The organism is Nonomuraea coxensis DSM 45129, from assembly GCF_019397265.1.
GTDB lineage: Bacteria > Actinomycetota > Actinomycetes > Streptosporangiales > Streptosporangiaceae > Nonomuraea > Nonomuraea coxensis.
In genome coordinates, this window is sequence record NZ_CP068985.1 from 5,228,689 (window position 1) to 5,246,345 (window position 17,657).

The following is a 17,657-nucleotide window of genomic DNA, read 5'->3' on the forward strand; positions in this document are numbered from 1 at the left end:
GATCGCGACGACCCCGGCCTCCCGCCACTGCCGGGACCGACAGAACCGCGGCCCCTCGTGGGGTCAGACCGCCCCGGGCACGGCCCGCGCCAGCTCGGGGATGCGGGCGCGGTAGCCGTCGAGCAGGGCGCGGGCCGTGGAGACCGAGTCAACCAGCGGATGCAGGGCGAACGCCTCCACGGCCAGGTCGGCCGACCCGGTCAGCGCGGCCTCGATGGCGGTCTGCTCGACCGCCTTCACCTGCTGCAACAGCCCGAGGAACCGGCCCGGCAGCGGGCGGGTGGCCAGCGGGCGCACCCCGGCGCCGCCCACCGCGCACGGGATCTCCACGACCGCCTCGGCGGGCAGGCCGGGCACGGCCGAGCCGTTGCGCACGTTGAGGATCATCGTGGACGGTTCGCCGCGCGACAGGGCGGCCATCAGCGCGAGCGCGATGCCCTCGTAGCCGCCCGCCTCCAGGTCGGCCGCGTCGCGCTCGCCCGCCTCGGCCGTGTCGCGGACGTCGGCCATGTACGACTCGTCGCGCTCCCTGCGCGCCCGCCGCCACTCGGCCAGCGCCTGCCCGGGATCGGCCTGGACGGCGGCGTAGAAGGCGTCCTGCCGGTCGAGCAGGCTCTCCCCGCGGGTGCGGCCCCGGCCGGCGGCGATCGCCTCGCGGGTGAAGTAGTAGTAATAGAGGTATTCGTTCGGCAGCGCGCCGAGCGTGCGCACCCAGCCGGGCCCGAACAACCGGGCCTCCTCCACCTGGCGCAGCGCCGGCTCGTCGGCGAGCAGGGCGGGCAGCACGTCGTGGCCGTCGTGGCCGAGCCCGCGCAGCCAGCCCAGGTGGTTGAGCCCCACGTAGTCGGGCTGGACGCGGGCCGGGTCGAGCCCGAGCGCGGCGGCGGCCCGGCGGATGAGGCCGATCGGCGAGTCGCAGATGCCGATCACCCGGTCGCCGAGGACCCGCCGCATCGCCTCGGTGATCATGCCTGCCGGGTTGGTGAAGTTGATGACCCAGGCGCGCGGCGCGAGCTCGGCGACCCGCTCGGCCACCCGTACGGCGACCGGCACGGTGCGCAGGCCGTAGGCGACGCCGCCGGGACCGGTGGTCTCCTGGCCGAGCAGCCCCAGCTCCAGCGCGACCCGCTCGTCCGCGGCGCGCCCGGCCAGGCCGCCCACCCGCATGGCGGAGAAGACGAAGTCGGCTCCGCGCAGGGCCTCGTCGAGCGAGGTGGTGACGCGCACCGCGGGCGGGTCGGCGTGACCTTCGGCGAGCCGGCGCAGCACGTGGCCGATGACCGCCAGCCGGTCGGCGGAGACGTCGTGGAGCACGACCTCCTCCACCCGCGGCTTGGCCCGGTCGCGCAGCAGCGCCCCGTACACGAGCGGCACGCGGAAGCCTCCGCCCCCGAGAACGGCCAGTCTCATCCGAACTCCCTCATCCTCACGCGAGCAGCACCTCAGCGCCCGCGGCCGTCAGGCTGCGCAGCGTGGCCGGATCGGCCCCGGTGTTCGTGACGACCACGTCGACGTCCTCGGGCCCGCACACGCGCAGCGCGCCCGTGCCGGGGAACTTGTGCCGGTCGACCAGCAGCAGCACCTGCCCGGCCGCGGCGATCATCGCCCGCTTGAGCGGCACCTCGGCGAGCGTGGTGTCCACGAGCTGCCCGTCGGGGCGCACGCCGCTGGCGCCCAGGAAGACCCGGTCGGCCACCACCTGCTTCAGCGCCGCCTCGGTGAGCACCCCGACGAGGGAGTGGTAGGAACGCCGGACCATGCCGCCGAGCAGCAGCAGCTCGACCTCGGGGTCGCAGCGGAGCGCGTCGAGCACGGCGAGGCTGGAGGTGACGACCGTGACGCGCCGCCCGCGCAGCCGCCGGGCCAGGCACGCGGTGGTGGTGCCGATGTCGAGCAGCACCACGTCGCCGTCGCGGACCAGTTCGGCGGCGCGGGCCGCCACGGCCTCCTTGTCCTGCCCGTCGACCTCGGCCACCTCGGCGAAGGGATGGTCGGCGTCTGCGTCCACGCAGGCCAGGGCGCCGCCGCGGACGCGGCGCAGCGTGCCGTCGCGGTCGAGCACCTCGAGGTCCCTGCGGATGGTGGACGGGCTCACGCCGAGCTGGCTGGCGAGATCGCTGACGCTGGTGGCGCCTGAGAGCCGGACGCGGCGCATGATCTCGGCATGCCGGAGGCGCTGAAGCACGGCGTCACTGTATCAGTCATTTCCGCCCAACAGTAAGCACTCAGGAAGCAACCAGTACGCGATTCGTTCCGCCGTTCGCGCGAAGGGCTTGAACTGTGCGCGCAAACGTGCAAGATTGCGCACATCGCGGCGTGTCGAGGAGGCCTCATTCCCGTGACTGTCCAGGCGTACGACCCTCTCGCCGGCGAGCGCGCTCCCGGCAGCCCGCAGTTCGACGTGTTCCTGGCGGGCACGGTCTTCCTGGACATCATCTTCACCGGCCTGCCCGCCATGCCCGCCGCCGGCACCGAGATCTGGGCGGACGGCATGGGCTCGTGCCCCGGCGGCATCGCCAACCTCGCCATCGCCACCAGCCGGCTCGGCCTGCGCACCTCCCTGGCCGCGGCCTTCGGCGACGACGACTACGGCGACTTCTGCTGGCGCACCCTGGAGCAGCAGGAGTCGGTCGACCTGTCGCGGTCGCGCCGCTTCGAGCACTGGCACTCGCCGGTCACCGTCTCCATGGCCGTCGACCGCGACCGCAGCATGGTGACCCACGGCCACCCCTCCCCCATGCCGGCCTCCGAGATGATCGGCATGCCGCCCCGTTCCAAGGCCGTGATCGTCACCCTGGCCGCCGACGAGCCGCTCGGCACCCCCGGCAGCGCGTGCAACTGGGCCGAGCTGGCGCACCACGACGGCGCGCTGATCTTCGCCGACGTCGGCTGGGACCCGTCGGGGTCCTGGTCCTCCGGGGTGCTGGAGCAGCTGTCGATCTGCCACGCCTTCATGCCGAACGCCGTCGAGGCCATGGCCTACACCCGCACCGACACCCCGCGCGACGCGCTCTACGCCATCGCCGACCTCGTGCCGGTCGCCGTGGTGACCGACGGCGCCAACGGCGCGATGGCCATCGACTCCACCACCGGCGAGGAGGCGTTCGTGCCCGCGCCGCGGGTCAACGCGCTCGACCCCACGGGCGCCGGCGACGTGTTCGGCGCGGGCTTCGTGCTCGGCACGCTGTGCGGCTGGCCGCTCACCGACCGCGTCGCCTTCGCACAGGTGTGCGCGGCCCTCGCCGTGCAGCAGTTCGGCGGCTCGCTCGCCGCGCCCGGCTGGGGCGACATCGCCGATTGGTGGCACGAGGTGCGCGCCAGGGCCCGCCACGGCGGCGCCTACGGCAGCTCGCTCGCCCGCCGCTACGGCTTCCTGGACCGGCTGGTGCCCACCGACCCGGTCGGCGCGGTACGCCGCGCCGCCGCCACCATCGCCCGCTACGCCGACGTCGGCGTCGTCCCCCAGCCCCAGCCGGGCGGCGAGGCCACCCCGGTGACGGAGGCCGGATCCAGGAAAGCGGATCCGCGGAACGAAGTCCCCGCGCACGACGACGGGGACCCCGGCACCCCCCGCGTGCCCGCGCAGAAGGAGTAACCATGACGCCCTCGACGCGACGGTCGGGCCGCACCCCGGCGATCGCGCTGCTCGCCGCCGCCGCCCTCGCCCTGACCGCGTGCGCCCCCGGCTCCTCCGCGCCGCCCGCCCCGCCGAGCCAGGCCCCGTCCGCCGTGCGCACCGACGCCGCCGCCCTCGGCGACGTCACGCTCACCGTCTGGGACCAGGAGGTCCGCGGCGGGCAGGCGGCCCAGATGAAGCAGCTCAACGACGCCTTCCAGGCCAAATATCCCAACATCAAGCTCAACCGGGTCTCCCGCTCCTTCGACGACCTCAACACCACGCTCCGCCTCGCCCTCAGCGGCAACGAGCCTCCTGACGTCGTCGAGGCCAACAACGGCCGCTCCTCCATGGGCGCGTTCGTCAAGGCCGGCCAGCTCCTCCCGCTCGACGCCTACGCCGACGCCTACGGCTGGAAGCGGCGCTACCCGGAGTCCGTCCTGCGCTACTCCCGCTACAGCGCCGACGGCAAGCTCTTCGGCGAGGGCAACCTGTACGGCCTCCCCCAGGTCGGCGAGGTCGTCGGCGTCTTCTACAACAAGGCCAAGCTCGGCAAGCTCGGGCTGCGGCCGCCCGCGACGTGGGCCGACTTCGAGACCGCGCTCGGCACCGCCAAGACCGCCGGCGAGGTGCCCCTGCAGCTCGGCAACCTCGACAAGTGGCCCGCCATCCACGTCTTCGGCACCGTCCAGGGCCGCCACGTGCCCGCGGACCAGATCTCCGCGCTCGCCTTCGGCCGCAAGGGCGCGTCCTGGACCACGCCCGAGAACACCGCCGCCGCCGAGCAGCTCGTCGGCTGGGTCGACAAGGGCTACTTCGGCAAGGGCTTCAACGGCCAGGGCTACGACCCCGCCTGGCAGGCGTTCGGCAAGGGCGAGGGGGTCTTCCTCATCGCGGGCACCTGGCTGCTCGCCGACCTGGAGAAGGCGCTCGGCGACGACCTCGGCTTCATGCTGCCGCCGGGCGTCTCCGCCGGCGCGGCGCCGGTCGCGACCGGGGGCACCGGGCTGCCGTTCGCCATCACCGCCAAGAGCCCCCATCCGGACGCGGCGGCCGCGTACGTCGACTTCATCACCAGCGCGGACGCCATGAAGGTGCTCACCTCGACCGGCAACCTGCCGGTCGCCGAGACCGGGCAGCAGAGCGTGCAGGCGGGGCCGCAGCAGGACGTCTTCACCGCGTTCGGCACCGTCACCGGGAAGGACGGGCTGGTGCCGTACCTGGACTACGCCACCCCGACCTTCGCCGACACGCTCGGCGCGGCGCTGCAGGACCTGCTCGCGAAGAAGGTGACCCCGCAGGAGTTCCTGGCCACGCTGGAGAAGGACTACAAGACCTTCACCGAGAGCAACTGATGGCGCGGGGGAGGGCGGCGGGGCGGCCTCCGGGCGAGCCGCGGCGCGTCGCCTACCTCTACCTGCTGCCGGCGCTCGTGGTCTACGCGGCGTTCCTGCTGTTCCCGATCGGGCGGGCGGTGCAGTTCTCCCTCTACGACTGGGACGGGCTGTCCGTGGGCAGGTGGGCGGGCCTGGACAACTACGCCGCCATCATCGCCGACGAGGGGCTGCGCGACGCCTTCGGGCACGCGCTGGTGCTCGTCGTGTTCTACGCGTTGATCCCGCTGGCCGTCGGCCTGGCGCTGGCGGCGGTGCTCAACCACGCCAAGGTGCGCGGGCTCGGCTTCTTCCGCACGGTGGTGTTCCTGCCGCAGGTGGTGGCAATGGTCGTGGTGGCGGTGGCCTGGCGGCGGGTGTACGCGCCCGACGGCACGCTCAACGCGCTGCTCGGCGCGCTCGGGCTGGAGTCGCTGACGCGCGGCTGGCTCGGCGACTACGCCTTCGCGCTGCCCGCGGTCGGGGTGGTGGGCACGTGGGTCGAGACGGGGCTGGTGACCGTGCTGCTGCTGGCCGGGATGAGCCGGGTGCCGCCCGACCTGTACGAGGCCGCCCGCCTGGACGGGGCCGGCGCGGTCCGGGAGTTCTTCGCCGTGACGCTGCCTTCGGTGCGCGGGGAGATCGCGGTCGCGCTGACGCTCACGGTCATCGCCGCGCTGCGCACGTTCGACCTGGTGTACGTGACGACGCGGGGCGGTCCTGGCACGTCCACGACGGTGCCGTCGTACGAGGTGTACCACCGGGCCTTCGGGCTCGGCCAGGTGGGCTCGGCGGCGGCCGTCGGGGTCACGCTGGCCCTGCTCATCTTCGTGATCTCGTTCGGGATCAACCGGTTCGCCGACAGGGGGCTCACGTGATCTCGCGCGGCGAGCGGGTGGCCAACTACGTCATCCTGTCGGTGTTCGCGGTGTTCGCGCTGCTCCCGATCGTGACGATCCTGGGGGCGGCGCTGGGCCCGTCCGACAGCGGCGGGACGGCGGGGCCGGCGAACTTCGCGGCGGCCTGGGAGGCAGGGCGGTTCGGCACGTACCTGCGGACCAGCCTCGCGGTGTCGGCGTTCGTCGTGGTGGTCAGCGTCGTGCTGTCGGTCATGAGCGGGTACGCGTTCGGCACGATGCGCTTTCGCGGGCAGTCGGCGCTGTTCTACCTGTTCATGCTCGGGATCATGATGCCGAGCGAGGCCGTCGCGGTGCCGCTCTACTTCGACCTGCGCTCGCTGGGCCTGATCGACACGTTCTGGTCGGTGGCGCTGCCGCAGGTGGCGCTGTCGGTGGCGTTCGGGACGTTCTGGATGCGGGCCTACTTCCGTGCCTCGAACCGGGCGATCGTGGAGGCGGCGCGCATCGACGGGGCCTCGACGTGGCGGATCCTGTGGCAGGTGCTGGTGCCGCCGGCGCGGCCGGCGGTGGTGACGCTGACGGTGCTGGTCTTCATGTGGACGTGGAACGAGTTCCTCATCCCGCTGATCATGGTGACCAGCGAGTCGCTGCGCACGGCGCCGCTCGGCCTGGCGTTCTTCCAGGGCCAGCACACCTCGGGCTTCACCCTGCTCGCGGCCGGGTCGGTGATCGTCGCCACCCCGGTCGTGATCTTCTACCTGTTCCTCCAGCGACACTTCGTCCGCGGGCTGCTCCAGGGGGCGGTCCGCGAGTAGATCCTCCGGAGGCGCCATGCGATTGTTCCTGTCCGCCCTGCTGATGCTCGTCCCGGGAGCCACCGCCGTCCCGCCCGCCGAGGCGGCGGCCGGCCCGGCCGCGTCCGTGGACCTCGACGCGCTGTTCGTCGGCGCGCATCCTGACGACGAGGCGTTCAGCCTGTCCACCCTCGGCCAGTGGAACGAGGACCACCGCGTCCGCGCGGGCGTGGTCACCGTCACGCGGGGCGAGGGCGGCGGCAACGCCGTCGGCCCCGAGGAGGGGCCCGCGCTGGGGCTGCTGCGCGAGGCCGAGGAACGCGCGGCCGTCGGCCGGGCCGACGTGCGCGAGGTGTTCAACCTCGACGACGTCGACTTCTACTACACGGTGAGCGCCCCGCTCACCGACCAGGTGTGGGGCGGCGACACGCTGGAGAAGGTCGTGAGGGTCGTCCGGCAGACCCGGCCGGAGATCCTGCTGACGATGGACCCGGCCCCGACGCCCGGCAACCACGGCAACCACCAGGAGGCGGCCCGGCTGGCGATCGAGGCGTTCTACGCGGCGGCCGACCCGAAGGCGTTCCCCGAGCAGATCACGCGGGAGGGGCTGAAGCCGTTCGCGCCGGCGCGGCTGCTGACCGGCGGCGGGCGCGGCACGTCCCAAGCAGGGCCGTCCTGCGGGGCGACCTTCCGCCCGGCGAACCCCGCGCAGAACGTCTACGGCGTGTGGAGCGGGCGCCCGTCGCGGGCGGGCCGGACGTGGGCGGCGATCGAGCGGGACGCCCAGCGCGTCTACGCCTCCCAGGGCTGGGCCGTCTTCCCCGACGTGCCCGCCGACCCGGCGCAGCTCGGCTGCGACTTCTTCACCCAGGTGGACGCGCGGGTGCCGTTCCCCGAGCCGGGCACCCCGGCCGCGGCGGCGCCCACGGCGATCCTGGACGGCGTGCTGACCGCGCCCGCGGGGTCCGTGCCGCTCGGCACCCGGCTCTCGCTGCGGACCGGCGCGTTCGACGTGCGGCCGGGGACGCCGTTCACGGTCGAGGTCTCGGTGACGGCCCGCGACCCGCTGGGCCGCTCGTCGGCCGCGCTGCGCGTCCCCGAGGGCTGGACCGTCGCCGGCTCCGGCGACCTCGGCAGGATCACGGCCGGGCGGCCGGCGTCGGCGCGGTTCACCGTCACGCCGGCGACGGGGGCGGCGGGCCGGGCGCGGATCGGCGCGGTGCTGACCACCGAGCGGGGCCGCGGCTGGACCGACCGGCAGGTCGAGGCGAGCCCCGCCGTACGGGGGCAGCAGCAGCTCCTCCCCCAGGTCGCCCAGTTCGAGAAGTGGACCGCCGAGGTCGGCGTGCCGCAGCTGCGCGGCCTGGTCACGCCGGTGCTGACGCTGCCGTCCGGCGGCTCGCGGCAGGTCGGCGTCGTGGTCACGAACGTCGGCGACGCGCCGCGCTCCGGCACCGTGCGCGTGGACGTGCCCGCGGGCTTCGCCGCCGACCGGGACGAGGCGGCCTACCCCGAGCTGGCGCCGGGCGCGTCGGCGACGGTGCCGTTCACCGTCACGAACACCGACGCCTCGATGAAGACGTCCAACGAGGGCGGCGACCACGCCTACACCGTCACCGTGGACGGCGTGGTCACCGGCCGGCCCGCGCTGGAGCTGGTGCCGGCGGCCACGATCCCGCGGGCGGAGGCGGCGCCGGACGTGGACGGGGACGACTCCGGCTATCCGGGGCCCGCGCTCGACGTCTCCCGGCTGTGGGAGGGCACGGCGTGCTCGTCGGCGGCCGACTGCTCGGCCACGGCCAGGCTGGCCTGGCACGAGGACACGCTGTACGTGGCGGTCCGGGTCAAGGACGACGTGCTCGGCACGCGGCTGGCCGCCGCCGACTGCAAGCGGCACTGGCGTACCGACGCCGTCGAGATCGCGCTCGACCCGCGCGGCGCGTCGGAGAACACGTCCACGACGTTCAAGGCGGCGGTGCTGCCGGTGACCGCCGAGGGGCCGCCGTGCGCGCTGCGCGACGCCGACAACCGGCAGGGCCCGGCCACCGGGATGCGGATCGCGTCCACGGTCTCCCCCGGCGAGTACACGGTGGAGGCGGCGATCCCGCTGGAGCTGCTGCCCGGCTCCGTCGATCCGGAGCACCTCGGGCTCAACATCCTGGTGTACGACTCCGACACCCAGGACAAGACCGGGCAGACCCGGATCGGCTGGTCGACGTGGGGCGGTGTGCAGGGCGACCCGTACCGGTGGGGCGTGGCCTCGCTGACCGGCTACCGGAGCGCGGAGCGGCCGGCGGCCGAACCGGTCATCCCGGACACGGCGCTGTCCAGCCTGGACTCGCCGCAGTCGCTGGAGCAGGCGGTCCGGGTGGACGTGCCGCCGGCCGGCGGCCCCGCGGCGGCCGACGCCGGGCAGGTGGTCACGGCGGTCCGGGCCGGGGAGGCGGTCACGGTGACGTTCCGTGCGGCGGGGCCGGGCAAGGCCCACCTGTTCGTCCGGGACGCCCAGGGCACGGCGGGCTCGGCGGTCACCGCCGTCCCGCGCCGGGGCACGACGACGGTGCAGATCCCGCTGACCCGGGCCCTCGCCGCCGGCCCGGCCGTGGTCGCCGGATGGGAGCCCTCCCGCGGCGGCGCCTCGGCCTCCCGGACCCGCGTACGCTGACCGCCGCCGTGCCGAGGGGCACGCGGGTGCCGGCCGCCCGCCAGTTGGTCCGGCCGGCACCCGTGCCCCCGTCCGGCCCGGTCAGGAGCCTCCCGTGGCCGTCTGCGTCGGTGAGGCCGACGCGGACGGATCCGGGGACTCGCCAGGGCCGTCCTGGGGGATCGTGGTGAGCGAGACGGACGGGCGCGGGCAGCCGCGGCGGGCCGCCGCGTTGCCGCGCCGCCGGCTCGCCGGGTTCGCGCACTCGCCCGGGCCGGGGTCGCCGGGCTCTCCGGCGGCGGGCGGCCGGGAGGTGTCCTCCCGGTCCGGGGCCGGGGTGACGACGGTGACGGGGGCCGTCGTACGGGTGCGAGTGACGTACACCGTCGGGGTCGTGACGGCGGGGGGCGCGACGGCGGTGGTCGCGGCCGCGACGGGGAGCGTCGTCGGGGTGTCCGCCGGGCCGGGCGGCGGCGGGCCGGCGGTGCGAGTGGAACGGGGACGGAGGGTGGAGCCGGCGCTGGCCTGCGGCGCCACGGCGGGCGGCGGCGCGACGTACTCGCCGCCGGCGTCCTGACCTGGACCGGTGGCGGCGGCGATGACGGTGACGGCCGCGATCGACACGGTGGCGAGGGCGGCGAAGGTCGCATGCGGAAGGTGCGCCCCCACCCCTCTCCGGCCCGGCCGCCGCCGGCCGCCCCCCTTCGAGGACGGCAATCCGGACGGCTGCCCGGTCGGCAGACCGACTGGCGGGGCGGCCGGCGGGGCGGCCGGGGGTGGGGTGGCGTCGCTCGCCGGGTACGGCACCGCCGTCCAGATCCGCCCGAGCACCCCCTCCACCGCCTGCCGCAGATCCCAGGGAACGCCGACGCCGCCCGCCGCCAGCAGCGCCCGCAGCAGTTCGGCGGCCCCGGGCCGGCGGCCGGGGTCCTTGGCCAGCGCCGCCTCCACGGCGGGCCGCAGCAGGACCGGCAGGCCGTCCAGCCGGGGCGGCTCGAAGAGGATGCGCCGGGTGATCGCCTCCGTCTCGTCGGCCCCGTGGCCGCTCCCGTACGGGTGCCGCCCGGACGCGGCGAACGCCACCACGCACCCCCAGGCGAAGACATCGGCGGCCGGGAGGGCGGCCCCGCCGGTGAGCCGCTCGGGCGCGACCCAGCCGGGGCTGCCCATGACCTGCCCCGCCTGGGTGTGGGCGTCGGCGCCGCGCTCGCCGGTCACGTCGCGGGCGATGCCGAAGTCGATGACGCGCGGCCCGGCCGGCGACAGCAGCACGTTGGCGGGTTTGAGGTCGCGGTGCACGAACCCCGCCTCGTGCACGGCCACCAGGGCGGCCGCCGCGCCGAGCGCGACGCCGTACGCGAGGCCGGGGGCGAGCGGCCCGGTGGCGAGGACGACCTGCGAGAGCGCGGGTCCGGGGATGTACTCGGTGACGAGGTAGGGGCGGTCGCGGTCGGCGCCGTCCTCCAGCACGGCGGCGGTGCAGAACGGCACCAATCTGCGCGAGAAGGCGACTTCTTCGGCGAAGCGGGCCAGCAGCGTGGCATCGTGGAGGTGCGCCGCGTGCGGGGTCTTGAGCGCGACGAGGCCGCCCTGAGGGTGCTCCGCCAGGTAGACGACCCCCATTCCTCCTGCCCCGAGGCGGCCGAGGAGCGGGTATCGGCCGATGACGACCGGGTCGCCCACCATCAGGGGGCGCACGCCGGGAGGCGTGCCGCTCTCACCACGCGCCATCCGGTTCTCGCCTCTCCTCTGCGACACGGCCAAGCCACACTGTGGCCGGATCCGCGGAGGCTGTCCGCATGTCTTGCATAAGGGGTATTGGAGGTAAGGCGGTCGTTCCCCTGAGGTGAGGAAAGGGTGGGTTCCGATGGCCTGAAGCACGCTTGTGGGGTTGGTGTTCCCGCGTCAGCTCGCGAGGGCCGCGGCCTCCTCGGCCTCCACCTTCTTGTTCCAGTCGCGCTTGACCGCGCGCCAGGCCTCGTCGTCCACGCCGCGGCGCCAGTAGCCGGAGATCGACAGCCGCTCCAGCGGGATCGCGCGCTCGACGCGCAGGTGGCGGCGCAGCTCCTTGACGAAGCCGGCCTCGCCGTGGACGAAGGCGTGCACGTCCGCGTCCGGGAACTCCAGCTCGCGGACCGCCTTGACCAGCCGCTCCCCCACCGGGCGGTCGCCGCGGTAGAGCCAGGTGACGTGCGCCTCGGCCGCCGTGCCGAGCTTCAGCTCGTCCTGCGGCCCCTCCACCTCGATGAGGACGTACGCGAGCGTCCCGTCAGGCAGGGCCTCCAGGGAGGCGGCGATGGCGGGCAGCGCGCTCTCGTCGCCCACCATGAGGTGCCAGCCCGCGCCGGGGTCGGGCGCGTAGCCGCCGCCGGGGCCCAGCAGGAACACCTCGTCGCCGGGCGCGGCCCGCTCGGCCCAGGGGCCGGCCAGGCCCTCGTCCCCGTGGACCACGAAGTCGAGCGTCAGCTCCAGCGCGTCCGGGTCCCAGGCGCGCACGGTGTAGGTACGCAGGCGCGGCCACACCTCGCGCGGCATGGTCTCCCTGCACGCCTTCACGCTGAACGGGCGGGGATACTCGACGCCCTCGTACGGAAAGACGATCTTGACGTAGTGGTCGGTGAGACCGAAGGTCGCGAAGCCGGCCAGCCCGTCGCCCCCGACCACGACGCGGACCATGTGCGGCGAGAGCCTCTCGGTCCGCTGGACGATCCCCCGGTGGTGGTCCACGGGCTTGTCCGCCATATGTCTCTGCCCCCTGACGCAAGTAAGGTATACCTAACCTTACACGCTACCGGACGAAGGCGGCCAGGACGGCTGCGAGACGGCTCAGGCGGCTCAGGCGGCCGCCTCGTCGTCCCGCACCGCCGGCCGCGCGCCCGCGGCGGCGAGGAACCTGGCGATGTGCCGGAAGGCCATCCGGGCCTCGGGCAGCACGTCGGCGAGGATCGGGAAGACGTGCGGCATGCGCCGCCACTCCTCGTACCTGACGGGGACGCCGGCGCGGCGCGCCGCCTCGGCCACCCGCCGCCCCTCGTCGCGCAGCACCTCGGTGGAGCCGGTCATGATCATGAGCGGCGGCAGCCCGGTGAAGTCGCCGAGCACCGGCGAGACCAGCGGGTCACGGGGGTCGAGCCCGTCGGTCCAGCGGCGGGCCAGCCACCGCACCCGGCTGGCCGGCAGCAGCGGGTCCTGCCAGCGGTTGGCGCGGCGCGGGATGTCGGTGAGGTCGGTCCACGGCGACATGCAGACGGCGGCGGCGGGCAGCGGCATCCCCCGGTCGCGCAGCGCCAGCAGCGTGGCCAGCGTGAGGTGCCCGCCCGCCGAGTCGCCCGCGACGATGACGTCCTCGGGGGCGTGGCCGCGCCGCAGCAGGCACTCGTAGGCGTCGAGGGCGTCGGTCAGCGAGTCGGCCAGCTTGTGCACCGGCCCCTGACGGTAGTCGAGCGCCAGCACCGGCCGCCTGGCCACCACCGACAGCCGCCAGGTGATGGAGCGGTGCGTGCGCGGCGAGCACGAGAAGTAGCCCCCGCCGTGGAAGTACAGCAGGGCCTTGCCCTCCTCGAGCTCCTCGCCGCCCCGTACCCACTCGCCGCCGCAGTCGGAGAACGCGGCCGGCACGATCGACACGTGCTCCGGCTGCGGCGCCTGGACCAGCCGGGCGAGCTCGCCGACGCGGGCGGCACCGGCCAGCGCGAGCGGGTGACGCATGAGGAGCGTGGACGCCGGCTTCAGCGTGCCCCACATGACGCCGGTCAGCGCGCGGGCCTGCCAGCTCAAGGGGTATTCGGGTACTACATCCCCATTGATCCGCATAACGACCCTCCGACAGGTGTCTTTCCCCGGATGCCGCCTCACTACCGGCCGGTAGGTATCTCATTCCTTACCCAGATATTTCCAGGATATTTCCGTCCGGGAGGGCGCGTTAAATCCGTTGCGGGCCGCCCGGCCGCCGACGGATAATTCCGTGCTTTCCCAACAGCAGACCCGTGCGCGACCCCGGACACGCCTCGTCACCGTGTCCTCACCCTCCGGAGGTGCAAAACCGTCCCGCTCTATGCCCGGCTCGTCCGGTACGGCTTCCGCAAGCACGCCACCTACGTGTGGGCCGCGCTCGCCGGGGCGTTCACGAACAGCGTGTTCGGCGTCCTGCGCGCCTACGTCCTCATCGCCCTCTGGCAGGCCCGCCCCGGCCTGGCCGGATACGACCTCACCGACGCCGTCACCTACTGCTTCGTCACCCAGGCGCTCATCAGCCCGATGCAGATCTTCGGCGGCGGCCTCGGCCTGCCCGAACGCATCCGCAGCGGCGACATCGCGCTCGACCTGGTCCGCCCCGCCTCGCTGCAGCTCTGGACGCTGGCCGAGGACGCCGGACGGGCCGCCTACCTGCTCATGGTGCGCGGGCTGCCGCCGATGCTGGCCGGCGCGGCGGTGTTCGGGATCACGCTGCCCGCCGGGGCCGGGCAGTGGGCCGCGTTCCTGGCCGGCCTCGCGCTCGCGGTCGTGGTCAGCTTCGGCTGGCGCTACCTGGTCGCGCTGTCGGTCTGCTGGCTCGCCGACGACCGCGGCGTGGCCGTGCTGTCGCTGGTGCTCTGCACGTTCCTGTCCGGCATGATGCTGCCGCTGCGGATCTTCCCCGGCGCGCTCGGCGACCTCGCCGCCGCGCTGCCGTGGGCGGCCATGGTCCAGGTGCCGACCGACCTCTACCTCGGGGCCGCGCCCGTCCTGCCGTCCCTGGCCTTCCAGGCGTTCTGGGCGGCCGTCCTGCTCGGGCTCGGCGCGCTCGCCACCCGGGCGATCCGTCACAAGGTGGTGATCCAGGGTGGTTAGGACCTATATCCTGCTGGCCTGGACGTGGACGCGGGCCGCGGCCGCCTATCCCGTCTCCTTCTGGCTGATGACCGTGCTCAGCCTGGCCGTGGCCGCCACCGACGTGGCCGTCATCTTCATCGTCTTCGCCAACACCACCAGCCTCGCCGGCTTCTCCCGCGAGGAGGTCCTGTTCCTCTACGGGGCCGCGAGCCTGCCCTTCACGCTGTGCGACCTGTTCGTCAGCAACCTCGACCGGGTGAGCAGGCACATCAAGGACGGCACGCTCGACACCTTCCTCATCCGGCCGGTGAGCGCCTGGCTGCAGCTCGCCGCCGACCGCTTCACCCCCACCCGCGCGGGCCGGGTCGTCCAGGCCGCCGCCGTGCTCGGCTGGTCGCTCACCGCGCTCGACCCCGACCCGGGCCGGCTGTGGATGCTGCCGGTGATGACGGTCACGGGGATCGTCGTCTTCGCCGCGATGTGGACGCTGGCCGGCGCGGCCCAGTTCGCGCTGACCGACGCCCCCGAGGTGGTCAACGCCTTCACCTACGGCGGCCACCAGCTCGTCCAGTACCCGCTCGCCATCTACGGGCGCGACCTGGTGCGCGGCGTCACGTACGTGCTGCCGCTCGCCTTCGTCAACTGGCAGCCCGGCCTGTACGTGCTGGGCCGCGCCGACCCGTTCGGCACGCCGGAGTTCATGCGTTTCCTCGGGCCGGTCGCCGCGCCGGTCCTCGCCCTGCTGGCCGCGCTGGCCTGGCGGCAGGGCGTCAGGCACTACCGATCCACCGGGAGTTGACGATGATCGAGCTCGACCGGGCGGGACGTTCGTTCAAGGTCAGGAGGAACATCGTCCACGCCGTACGCGACCTGTCGTTCACCGTGTCCGCCGGAGAGTTCGTCGGCTGCCTCGGGCCGAACGGCGCGGGCAAGTCCACCACGATCAAGATGCTCTGCGGCATCCTCACGCCCACCTCGGGCCGGGTGCGCGTGGCCGGGCTCGACCCCTCGCGCCGGCGCACCGCGCTCGCCCGGCGCATCGGGGTGGTCTTCGGCCAGCGCACCACGCTGTGGTGGGACCTGCCGCTGGCCGACAGCTTCGAGCTGATCCGGCTGCTCTACAAGGTCGACCGGGCCGCCTTCCGCGCCCGGCTGGAGGAGCTGACCGGCACCCTCGGCCTGGGCGCGTTCCTGCGCACGCCGGTGCGCCAGCTCAGCCTCGGCCAGCGGATGCGCGGCGATCTCGCGGCGGCGCTGCTGCACGCGCCGGAGGTGCTGGTGCTGGACGAGCCCACCATCGGGCTCGACGTGGTCAGCAAGGCCGGCATCCGCGAGTTCCTGCTGCGGGTCAACGCCGAGCAGGGCACCACCGTGCTGCTGACCACCCACGATCTCGGCGACGTCGAGCGCCTGTGCCGCCGGGTCATGCTCATCGACCACGGCCGGCTGGCCTTCGACGGCACGCTGGCGGACCTCATGGCCACGGCGCCCGGCCACGCGGACATCGAGGACGTCGTCACCCGCCTCTACAAGGGCGAGGCGGCCCTCACCGCCGAGCTGCCGGCGGGGCGGGATCAGTAGTAGCCGCCCTCGGGCGAGCTCTCGTAGTCGTCGTCGAGGTCGTCGTGCGGGCGCGACCAGCGCGACGGCATCAGCACGGGGATGAACAGGGCCACGCCGAGCAGGGCCAGCACGCCCGTCGTCAGGAGGGTCTGCGCGCCGGCGCCGGCCTCCCTGACGATCTGGTTCACCGACGGCTCGGCGGGGACGAGGGAGAGCGCGCGCCCCGGGTCGAGCGCGTAGACGACCGTCCAGGCCAGCAGCGCCATGGACGGCACGAACGTGGCGAGCGGCGAGATCCGGCCCGCCACCACGAGCCCGTACACCAGGCCGACCGCGGCCATCGCGCCGAGCGCGATCCAGAGCTTCTGGTTGTCGGGCGGGGGCGCCGTGGCCTGTGCGGCTGCCTGCGCGGCGGCCTGCGTCACGGCCCAGCCACCGCCCGCCAGCACGGCCGCCGTGACCACCACTCCGATGAGGAAACCGCCTAAGTGCCGCAACGTTCTCACCTCTATGTCAGCGTAGATCGGCACGACCCTAGCGACAAACAGTGCGCAACGCCCAGGCATCGCCCGGTTGAGGCCACATGCAACCGTGCCCCGTGAGACGATGTGGCACACCCATGCGCGCTCGACTCCCCTTGAGGCTGGCGCGGACGGCGGCCTTCTCCGCCGTCTGCGTGACCCTCGCCGCCCTCGCCCACCTGCTGGGCGGCGGCTCGGGGCCCGCTCCGTGGACCGCCGGGCTGGGGCTCGCGGCGTCGGCCGGGCTCGGGCTCGCGCTGACCGGCCGGGAGCGCTCCGCCCTGGCCGTCAACGTCGTGCTCGTCGGCGCGCAACTGGGGCTGCACGAGCTGTTCGCCCGCGACGCCGGGTCCCAGGACGTCGCCTACGTCCCGGTGCACGGGCACGGGCAGGGGCTCGCGGTCAACGCCGGCATGCTGACCGCCCACCTCACCGCCACGCTCCTCACGGGGTTGTGGCTGGCGCGCGGCGAGGCCGCACTGTGGGCCCTGCTCCGGCGGGCCGGGCGGCGCCTCACGCTGCTGCGGCCGGTCGTCGTGCCCGCCGTGCGGCCCCGCCCGCCGGTGGCCGCCGCGCGGGCCGTCCCCCTCCAGCCGGTCCTCCGGCACTCCCTGGCCAGGCGCGGTCCTCCACTTCCCGCCTGACCTTCTGACACCCCTGTTCCTTCCTTTCTCGCCAAGTGGAGTTCCCGCATGTCCTTCGTACGCCGGGCCGCGACCGTGCTCGCCGCCGCCACCGCACTCACCGCCGGGCTCGCCCTGCCCGCCCTCGCCCACGTCACCATCCAGCCGGGATCCGCCGAGCAGGGCGGTTTCACCAAGGTCGCCTTCCGGGTGCCGAACGAGCGTGACGACGCCTCGACCACCAAGGTCGAGGTCACCTTCCCCGCCGACCACCCGCTGGCGTTCGTGTCGGTCAAGCCCGTGCCCGGATGGAAGGTGAAGGTCACCGAGGGCAAGCTGCCCACGCCGGTCAAGACCCAGTACGGCGAGCTCAAGGAGGCCGTGACCAAGGTCGTCTGGTCCGGCGGCGCGATCGAGCCGGGGCAGTTCCAGGAGTTCGAGGTGTCCATGGGGCAGTTGCCCACCGACACGGGGCAGCTCGTCTTCCCGACGAAGCAGACCTACTCCAGCGGTGAGGTCGTCGACTGGTCGGAGGCGCCCAAGGCCGACGGCACGGAGGCCGAGCACCCGGCGCCGCTGCTCAAGCTCACCCCGGCCACCGGCGACGACGCCCACGGCGCCGCCGCCCCGAGTACGGCCCCGAGCGCGGTCCCTGCCTCCGGCGCGCCGACCCTGATCGCGACCGCGGCCGCGGTGGCCGCTCCGGCGGACGGCGGCACGGACGGCGCCGCCCGCCTGCTGGGCGGAGCGGGCCTCGCCGTGGGCCTGATCGGCGTCGTCGTGGGCGCCCTCGCCCTCCGCCGCCGCCCCACCGCCTGACCCCCGCGCGGCGCCCGGCCCCCACCCCCGCC

At 74.3% G+C, this 17,657-nt stretch carries 16 protein-coding genes; 10 read left to right on the forward strand and 6 right to left on the reverse strand.

Annotation, left to right across the window (positions count from 1 at the left end):
- Window positions 1-63: 63 nt before the first annotated feature.
- Window positions 64-1,410, reverse strand: coding sequence for a 6-phospho-beta-glucosidase (locus tag Nocox_RS24735; RefSeq protein WP_020541143.1), 1,347 nt, complete (start codon window positions 1,408-1,410; stop codon window positions 64-66).
- 16 nt (window positions 1,411-1,426) lie between these two features.
- Window positions 1,427-2,185, reverse strand: a complete 759-nt coding sequence (locus Nocox_RS24740) for a DeoR/GlpR family DNA-binding transcription regulator (protein ID WP_020541142.1) — start codon at window positions 2,183-2,185, stop codon at window positions 1,427-1,429.
- Window positions 2,186-2,338: 153 nt separating this feature from the next.
- Here Nocox_RS24740 and Nocox_RS24745 point away from each other — a divergent pair, with 153 nt between their 5' ends.
- From Nocox_RS24745 to Nocox_RS24765, 5 genes are read left to right on the forward strand one after another with little or no spacing between them, the layout of a single operon-like run.
- Window positions 2,339-3,595, forward strand: coding sequence for a PfkB family carbohydrate kinase (locus Nocox_RS24745; protein WP_020541141.1), 1,257 nt, complete (start codon window positions 2,339-2,341; stop codon window positions 3,593-3,595).
- A gap of 2 nt (window positions 3,596-3,597) precedes the next feature.
- Window positions 3,598-4,971: an extracellular solute-binding protein gene (locus Nocox_RS24750; protein ID WP_020541140.1), complete on the forward strand. Its 1,374-nt coding sequence runs from the start codon at window positions 3,598-3,600 to the stop codon at window positions 4,969-4,971.
- Window positions 4,971-5,867, forward strand: a complete 897-nt coding sequence (locus Nocox_RS24755; protein ID WP_020541139.1) for a carbohydrate ABC transporter permease — start codon at window positions 4,971-4,973, stop codon at window positions 5,865-5,867. Before Nocox_RS24750 ends, Nocox_RS24755 begins: the two co-directional genes overlap by 1 nt.
- Window positions 5,864-6,664: a carbohydrate ABC transporter permease gene (locus Nocox_RS24760; protein WP_020541138.1), complete on the forward strand. Its 801-nt coding sequence runs from the start codon at window positions 5,864-5,866 to the stop codon at window positions 6,662-6,664. The genes Nocox_RS24755 and Nocox_RS24760 overlap by 4 nt, the downstream gene beginning before the upstream one ends.
- A 16-nt stretch (window positions 6,665-6,680) precedes the next feature.
- Window positions 6,681-9,308, forward strand: a complete 2,628-nt coding sequence (locus tag Nocox_RS24765) for a sugar-binding protein (RefSeq protein WP_033408110.1) — start codon at window positions 6,681-6,683, stop codon at window positions 9,306-9,308.
- 81 nt (window positions 9,309-9,389) lie between these two features.
- Here Nocox_RS24765 and Nocox_RS24770 read toward each other — a convergent pair whose 3' ends face one another.
- From Nocox_RS24770 to Nocox_RS24780, 3 genes are all read right to left on the reverse strand, one after another.
- On the reverse strand, window positions 9,390-11,018 hold the full coding sequence (locus Nocox_RS24770) for a serine/threonine-protein kinase (protein ID WP_051112446.1): 1,629 nt from the start codon (window positions 11,016-11,018) through the stop codon (window positions 9,390-9,392).
- Window positions 11,019-11,192: 174 nt separating this feature from the next.
- Complete coding sequence (locus Nocox_RS24775; RefSeq protein WP_020541136.1) at window positions 11,193-12,029, reverse strand: siderophore-interacting protein; 837 nt, start codon at window positions 12,027-12,029, stop codon at window positions 11,193-11,195.
- A gap of 93 nt (window positions 12,030-12,122) precedes the next feature.
- The gene (locus Nocox_RS24780; RefSeq protein ID WP_020541135.1) at window positions 12,123-13,064 is read right to left on the reverse strand and encodes an alpha/beta hydrolase; all 942 of its coding nucleotides are present in this window, start codon (window positions 13,062-13,064) and stop codon (window positions 12,123-12,125) included.
- Window positions 13,065-13,385: 321 nt separating this feature from the next.
- Here Nocox_RS24780 and Nocox_RS24785 point away from each other — a divergent pair, with 321 nt between their 5' ends.
- The 3 genes from Nocox_RS24785 to Nocox_RS24795 are packed head-to-tail and all read left to right on the forward strand — an operon-like array spanning window position 13,386 to window position 15,680.
- Window positions 13,386-14,117: an ABC transporter permease gene (locus Nocox_RS24785; RefSeq protein WP_020541134.1), complete on the forward strand. Its 732-nt coding sequence runs from the start codon at window positions 13,386-13,388 to the stop codon at window positions 14,115-14,117.
- Entirely contained in the window at window positions 14,110-14,898 is a 789-nt protein-coding gene (locus tag Nocox_RS24790) for an ABC transporter permease (protein WP_020541133.1), read from the forward strand. Before Nocox_RS24785 ends, Nocox_RS24790 begins: the two co-directional genes overlap by 8 nt.
- 2 nt (window positions 14,899-14,900) lie before the next feature.
- A complete protein-coding gene (locus tag Nocox_RS24795) occupies window positions 14,901-15,680 on the forward strand; it encodes an ABC transporter ATP-binding protein (RefSeq protein ID WP_020541132.1) in 780 nt (259 codons plus the stop codon).
- Here Nocox_RS24795 and Nocox_RS24800 read toward each other — a convergent pair.
- Complete coding sequence (locus Nocox_RS24800) at window positions 15,674-16,159, reverse strand: hypothetical protein (RefSeq protein ID WP_026213915.1); 486 nt, start codon at window positions 16,157-16,159, stop codon at window positions 15,674-15,676. The genes Nocox_RS24795 and Nocox_RS24800 overlap by 7 nt on opposite strands.
- Before the next feature lie 122 nt (window positions 16,160-16,281).
- Between Nocox_RS24800 and Nocox_RS24805 the strand changes: the two genes are divergently transcribed.
- Together Nocox_RS24805 and Nocox_RS24810 are read left to right on the forward strand one after the other, a co-directional pair.
- Window positions 16,282-16,827 carry a hypothetical protein gene (locus tag Nocox_RS24805; RefSeq protein ID WP_063711599.1) on the forward strand — a complete coding sequence of 182 codons (546 nt, stop codon included), beginning with the start codon at window positions 16,282-16,284 and terminating at the stop codon, window positions 16,825-16,827.
- A gap of 48 nt (window positions 16,828-16,875) precedes the next feature.
- Entirely contained in the window at window positions 16,876-17,625 is a 750-nt protein-coding gene (locus tag Nocox_RS24810; protein ID WP_020541129.1) for a YcnI family copper-binding membrane protein, read from the forward strand.
- Window positions 17,626-17,657: the final 32 nt, after the last annotated feature.